The following is a 6,318-nucleotide window of genomic DNA, read 5'->3' as shown; positions in this document are numbered from 1 at the left end:
CGGCGTCCACGTGAGCGGGTGCGAAGCCGAGGCGGGTGTAGGTGTGCACGGCGGCGGTGTTGTCGGCCTCGGTGTAGAGCAGCACCTCGGGCAGGGAGCGCTCGCGCAGATGGTGGAGTCCGGCCAGGGTCAGCAGGCGACCGAGGCCCCGCCCCTGGGCGGCCGGGTCGACGGCCACCACGTAGACCTCGCCGACCTGGGGGTTCTCGTCGAGATGCACCTTGGTCCAATGGAATCCGAGGATGCGGTCCGGATCGGCGGCGTCGGCGGCGATGAACAGGCCCTTCGGATCGAACCAGGGTTCGTCGCGGCGCGCGGCGAGCTCGCGTTCGGTCCAGCCGCCCTGTTCCGGATGCCAGGCGAACGCGGCATTGTTGACGCGCAGGATCTCGGCGTCGTCGGACGGACCGGCGTAGGTCCGCAACAGCATGTCCCGCGGCACCATCAGCTCCGGTAGCTCCGAGTCAGCAAGGGAGCGGCGCATTAGCCAGAGTTCGCGGGCCACGGACAGACCGAGTCGGGATGCGACCGATCGGGCCGCGGCCAGATTCCCGTGCGCCCACACCCGCGCGCCCTCGCCGCCCGCGTCGAGGGCGGCGGTCACCAGCTCCGCACCGACACCCCGCCCGCGGTGTCGCGGATCGACGGCCACCTCCGCCATGGCGGGGTGCTCGCCGTGCGCGGCGACCAGATTCGCGTAGCCGGTCACCGCGTCACCGTCGCGGGCGACCAGATGCCATGCCTCGGCGTCCCGGGTGAGGGACAGCACGGCCTGTTCGGATACGGGGGCCACGCCGTCGGCGACGGCGGCGCGGTCCAGGATCTCGCGCACCGACCCGGAGTCGTCGGCGGGCAACCGGTCGGTCCAACCCAGTTCGCGCATGCGCCGCGCTTCGACCTCCACCGCATCCTCCCATCGCGGGACACCGCCGAAGTCGGCTCCCAGTCATACCGCCGGTAGCGGAACCGGCGGCGAGTTCCGTTCCGGCCCCGTGCCGGTCGACTCGAACACGTCCCACCCGCTGTACGCGGTCGGCGCGCTCCGATCGGCTCACGCTATCGGCCCTGCCGGACCAGTCCAACACGGCGAGGTCACACGATCATTCCGGCCCGCGCGCCGGACCGCTTCGTGACCGATCCACCACCGCGCACCACGACATCGGAGCAGTCGCGCCCGCATGTACTCGGTACACGCGGCGGCGGTCCGCTTCGGCGTCGAGGTCCGCGCAGCGGTTACCTACCTACGGTCGGCACCGCATCACGGCATCTCGACCCAGCGGCGGCGTCCGCACCAGCGGACGGCACCCTGCACCGTGTCTCGGCACAGCGGCGGCATCCGCACCAGCGATCGACACCCCTGCACCGCGTCTCGGCACAGCAGCGGCATCCGCACCAGCGATCGACACCCTTGCACAGTCTCGGCACAGCGGCCGACGTCACGGCGGGCGGCCACACCGCGGTCGGCACCGCGTCACCGGGTCTCGGCACAGCGGCCGGTCGCGGTGGGGATCCGCAGCGCGATCGGTATCGCGTCACCGGGTCGGTGCGGGTATGCGCGGCCGTGTGGCTACTGGACCGTGCCGTTCACCGGGGCGTATTCGTCGTCGCTGCTCTCGGTTTCGGGGAAGGTCACCGCATCGCCCTTGTTGGCGCTGCGCGCGGGCCGCACGGCCTTGTAGCCGACATTGCGCACGGTGCCGATGAGTGATTCGTATTCGCTGCCGAGCTTGGCGCGTAGTCGTCGCACGTGCACGTCCACGGTGCGGGTGCCGCCGAAGAAGTCGTAACCCCACACCTCCTGTAGCAGCTGGGCGCGGGTGAACACGCGGCCCGCGTGCTGGGCGAGGTATTTGAGGAGTTCGAATTCCTTGTAGGTCAGGTCGAGCGGGCGGCCGCGCAGGCGCGCGGTGTAGGTGCCCTCGTCGATGACCAACTCGCCGAGGGTGATCTTGCCGGTGTTCTCCGGGCTGGCCGCGCCGCCGTTGCGGGCCACCAGCAGCCGCAGCCGCGCATCCAGTTCGGCGGGGCCGGTGCCGGGCAGCAGGATGTCGTCCAGCCCCCAGTCGGCGTTCACCGCGACCAGTCCGCCCTCGGTCAGCACCGCCACCACCGGCACCGAGGAGCCGGTGCTGCCCAGCAGCCGGCACAGTCCGCGAGCGGCGGCCAGATCGGTGCGGGCATCGACGAGCGCGACATCGGCCGACCCCGCCTCCAGCAACGACGCCACCTCGGTGGGCGCGGGTCGCACGTGGTGGGGCAGCAACGCCAGCGACGGCAGTACCGACTCCGGATTGGGATCGGAGGTCAGCAGGAGCAGCTCCATGGGGGCTCTCCTCCCATCTGGCATGTGCGCGGCAACCTCATCGTCCGCCACGACGCCATGCGCGTCATCACAGGTAAGTCGCGTCATACCTTAGCGCGTATGTCCGCGTGACCACGTATAGCAGCCGCCCAGGTCACTCCGGCTACCCCAAGATCACAACGCGGGAACGGCCCATTCGCGCCGACTCCCACACCATCGACGCCCGAACGCCAATCCCCTGATGCCTGCGCCGCGCAGCACCACAACGCGCGCCCCTGGGTTCCGCGCCCAGCCGTCCAGAGTCCAGGACCGCCCCTGGGGACTACCGATTCATCCGCAAGCCTGCCGCCCGTTCAGTCGTCCCCAGCACAGCGCCCCTCGTTCGCGGCGCATCCCGACTCCGGACCGACCGGAACAGCGACGCGAGGGAGAAGCCGGGACCCGCGGACCACCCGCGCACTCACTGTCCGTCCGCTCACTCCCCGCAGCACCTAGCGCCACGCTCCTGGGTTTGCGGCGCGTCCCGGTTCTGGACTGAGCGGAGCGGGGGAGCGAAGCGGAGGAGCGGGGGAGGGAAGAACCGGGACCTGCAGCGCCGCAAACCCGCCGGAGCGAAGCGGAGGCAATCAAACACAGCACCCGCCCGGAGCGAAGCGGAGGGCAAATCAGACCCAGTAGGGTGCCTGTCATGAGTTTCCGCAGGGTGATCATCGGGCTGCTCTGCCTGGCGGGGCTGGCGGTCGTGCTCGATTTCGGGACGGCTGCCTACTCCGAGTACCGGGTGTCGCGGCTACTGCGCGAAGGCTCGGACCTGAGCGCGGACCCGGAGGTGACCTTTCGCGGGTTTCCGTTCGTGGCGCAGGCGGTGGACGGGACCTACGACGACATCTATATCCGGGCGCGGGCCCGGCGGCCGGATATTCCGGGCGAGATTCAGATCGAATCGAATCTGTACGGGGTGCGGCTGCCGCTGGGCGATCTGGCCGACGGCCGGGTGCGCATGGTGCCGGTGGACGAGGTGCAGGCCAGCATGCATATCGAGCCCATCGAGCTCGGGCGGCTGTTCCGCATTCCGGATCTGCAGGTGTTCGGCCCGCCCGCCGACAAGTCGGACGGTTCCGGCGGTTCCGGCGGCACCGGCATGACCACGTCCGGGGCGATCATCCTGACCGGCACCGTGCCGCCGCGCGTCGACACCCCGCCCGGCTCGTCCAGCACCGAGAAGGGGCAGCTGGTGAGTGTGCTCGCCGATCTGCGGCTGGACGCCGACGGCCAGATCCAGATCGTGGCGACCGAGATCTACCACGGTGAGGAGGCCACCGCGACGCCCGTAGCGGTGCTGCCCGCGGTGCCGACCGAGATGATTCTGGGCTGGTTCACCCGCACCATCGACACCCGTGATCTGCCGTTCGGCATCCGCCCGACCAAGGTCGAGGCGGTCGGCGGGCAGATCGTGGTCGAGGGCCGCGGCCGCGACGTCACCATCGACCTGGACCATCTGCAGCGGCAGCAATGATCGAGCTCGCCGTCCTCGCCGCCGCCGTGGCCGCCGCTGTCGCGGTGGGAATTCTGCTGCGGCGCAACGAGGGTCGGGTTCGGGCCAGCGCTGCGGCGCAGCCGGATGCCGCGTCACCGCGCCGCGAACTGCTGGCTGCCGCCGGGCTGGTCGCGAATCGGCCTGCGGTGCTGCACTTCTCGGCCGACTGGTGCGGCCCGTGCGCGGCGGTGCGACGGGTGGTGGCGGGCACCGTCGCCGAGTTCGCCGACGCCCCGGCCCCGCCGCTGGATCTGGAGATCGATATCGACTCCGATCCGGCGCTGGCCAAGGAGCTGTCGGTGCTGTCGCTGCCGACCACATTCGTCTTCGACGCCGACGGTCGTGAGCGCTTCCGGATCTCGGGCGTACCGAAAGCCGCCGATCTGCGCTCCACCTTGGCCCCGCTAACCAGGGCGAATACCGAAGAGTGACCAGCATTACGGACCCCGGGTCCAATTTCCCCCGAAAACCGGGTAAACTCCGAATCGTGCAATCCAACCGCGAGCTGATGCTCACCCGACGCCGCACGGTAGACCTGTGCCGCCTCGGTGGTTGTTGCTGCCTGTGCCGCTAGCCGGTCGGCCTTTCGAATCCTTCTGTCGCCGACCGGGATTGACCCGCCGTACGAGTGATGTCCGCATCCTCCGGCGCGCTGGCCAACCGAATCCTCTTCCTGCGCAGGAGCACGAATATGTCGCACACTACTTCCCCCAACCTCCAACCGGTCGGTACTCGACTTCCTCCCGGTCAGGTCGACGTCCGCGGCCCCCGTTTCGCCGCCTGGATCACCACCGCCGTGCTGGTGCTGACCCTCATCCTCGCCGCCTTCTCCCCGCTGGCGGCCGCGATCCTGCTGGCCGCCCAGACCGTGGTCTTCGCCCTCGGCGCCCTGCGCGGCCCGGGCGGCAGCCCCTACGGCCTGCTCTACAAGAACCTGGTGCTGCCCCGCATCGGCCCGGCTCCCGCCGTGGAACCCGTTGCGCCACTGCGGTTCGCCCAACTGGTGGGCCTGATCTTCGCCGTCCTCGGCGTGATCGGGTTCGCCGCCTCGACCCCCGTCGCCGGTGCGGTTTTCACCGGTTTCGCGCTGTTCGCAGCGTTTCTCAACGCGGCGTTCGGCGTCTGCCTGGGCTGCAAGCTCTACCCCCTCGCCTCCCGGCTGGTCCCCAAGGCCGCGGCGACCAACCCCCATCCCACCGCCTGACCCCGGCAAACATCTGAAAGGAACAACATGGCTCGCTCCGATGTCCTGGTCTCCGCTGACTGGGTCGAAGAGAACCTCAACGCCCCGGGCGTTGTCATCGTCGAGGTCGACGAGGACACCTCCGCCTACGACACGGGCCACATCGAGGGCGCCGTCAAGCTGGACTGGAAGACCGACCTGCAGGACCAGGTCCGTCGCGACTTCGTGAACCGGGAGCAGTTCTCCGATCTGCTGTCGGCGCGCGGCATCGCCAACGAGGACACCGTGGTGCTCTACGGCGGCAACAACAACTGGTTCGCCGCCTACGCCTACTGGTACTTCAAGCTCTACGGCCACCAGGACGTGAAGCTGCTCGACGGCGGACGCAAGAAGTGGGAGCTGGACGGCCGCCCGCTGTCCCGCGATGCCGTGAACCGGCCCGCCACCACCTACAAGGCCGGTGAGCAGGACCTGTCCATCCGCGCCTTCCGCGACGAGGTCATCAACGCCATCGGCACCAAGAACCTGGTCGACGTGCGCTCGCCCGACGAGTTCTCCGGCAAGATCCTGGCCCCCGCGCACCTGCCGCAGGAGCAGTCGCAGCGTCCGGGCCACGTCCCGTCCGCCATCAACGTCCCGTGGTCGAAGGCCGCGAACGAGGACGGCACCTTCAAGAGCGACGCCGAGCTGGCGGAGCTGTACAAGGAGGCCGGGCTGGACGGCGAGAAGGAGACCATCGCCTACTGCCGCATCGGCGAGCGTTCCTCGCACACCTGGTTCGTGCTGCAGGAGCTGCTGGGCCACAAGAACGTCAAGAACTACGACGGGAGCTGGACCGAGTACGGCTCCCTCGTCGGTGCACCGATCGAGTTGGGAGCGTAATCAGTATGTGTGCAGCACCTACCCAGGGTCAGGCTATCCCCGCGGGCGTCGACGTGGAGAAGGAGACGGTCATCACCGGCCGCGTCCTGACCGCCGACGGCCAGACCGTCGGCGGCGCGTTCGTCCGCCTGCTGGACGGCAATGGTGACTTCACCGCCGAGGTCGTGGCCTCCGGCACCGGTGACTTCCGTTTCTTCGCCGCGCCCGGCGCGTGGACCGTGCGGGCGCTGTCGTCGTCCGGCAATGGTTCGGCCGAGGTGAAGCCGGAGGGCGCGGGCATCCACGAGCTGGATGTCGTCGTCGCCAAGTAACTCACCGATCACCCTGTTCAGGGGTGAGGGATCGTGGAAACGGCCCCCGGGAACGTTTTACCGGGGCCGGTTTACCAAAAGCAAAAAGGGGCCAAGAGACTGC

The 6,318-nt window shown here is 69.4% G+C and carries 7 protein-coding genes; 5 read left to right on the top strand and 2 right to left on the bottom strand.

What is annotated here, in order from left to right:
* Both mshD and QK444_RS30790 read right to left on the bottom strand, forming a co-directional pair.
* A partial coding sequence (gene mshD, locus QK444_RS30795) for a mycothiol synthase (protein ID WP_282785605.1) occupies positions 1–883 on the bottom strand: 883 nt, incomplete at its 3' end.
* Between the two features lie 684 nt (positions 884–1,567).
* Positions 1,568–2,323 (bottom strand): response regulator transcription factor, encoded by a 756-nt coding sequence (locus tag QK444_RS30790; RefSeq protein WP_282785603.1) that lies wholly within the window; start codon positions 2,321–2,323, stop codon positions 1,568–1,570.
* Positions 2,324–2,990: 667 nt separating this feature from the next.
* Between QK444_RS30790 and QK444_RS30785 the strand changes: the two genes are divergently transcribed.
* From QK444_RS30785 to QK444_RS30765, 5 genes are all read left to right on the top strand, one after another.
* A complete protein-coding gene (locus QK444_RS30785; RefSeq protein WP_282785602.1) occupies positions 2,991–3,818 on the top strand; it encodes an LmeA family phospholipid-binding protein in 828 nt (275 codons plus the stop codon).
* The gene (locus tag QK444_RS30780; RefSeq protein ID WP_282785601.1) at positions 3,815–4,270 is read left to right on the top strand and encodes a thioredoxin family protein; all 456 of its coding nucleotides are present in this window, start codon (positions 3,815–3,817) and stop codon (positions 4,268–4,270) included. The genes QK444_RS30785 and QK444_RS30780 overlap by 4 nt, the downstream gene beginning before the upstream one ends.
* A gap of 260 nt (positions 4,271–4,530) precedes the next feature.
* On the top strand, positions 4,531–5,043 hold the full coding sequence (locus tag QK444_RS30775; RefSeq protein ID WP_282785604.1) for a DUF4395 domain-containing protein: 513 nt from the start codon (positions 4,531–4,533) through the stop codon (positions 5,041–5,043).
* A 27-nt stretch (positions 5,044–5,070) separates the two neighbouring features.
* Positions 5,071–5,904 (top strand): sulfurtransferase, encoded by an 834-nt coding sequence (locus QK444_RS30770; protein ID WP_282785600.1) that lies wholly within the window; start codon positions 5,071–5,073, stop codon positions 5,902–5,904.
* Between the two features lie 5 nt (positions 5,905–5,909).
* Positions 5,910–6,215, top strand: coding sequence for a DUF1416 domain-containing protein (locus tag QK444_RS30765; RefSeq protein WP_029930876.1), 306 nt, complete (start codon positions 5,910–5,912; stop codon positions 6,213–6,215).
* Positions 6,216–6,318: the final 103 nt, after the last annotated feature.

The sequence above is a fragment of the Nocardia sp. CC201C genome, from assembly GCF_030010695.1.
GTDB classification, from domain to species: Bacteria; Actinomycetota; Actinomycetes; order Mycobacteriales; family Mycobacteriaceae; genus Nocardia; species Nocardia otitidiscaviarum.
Note: the sequence above shows the minus strand (reverse complement) of the source record. Positions and strands in the feature narration are given on the sequence as shown.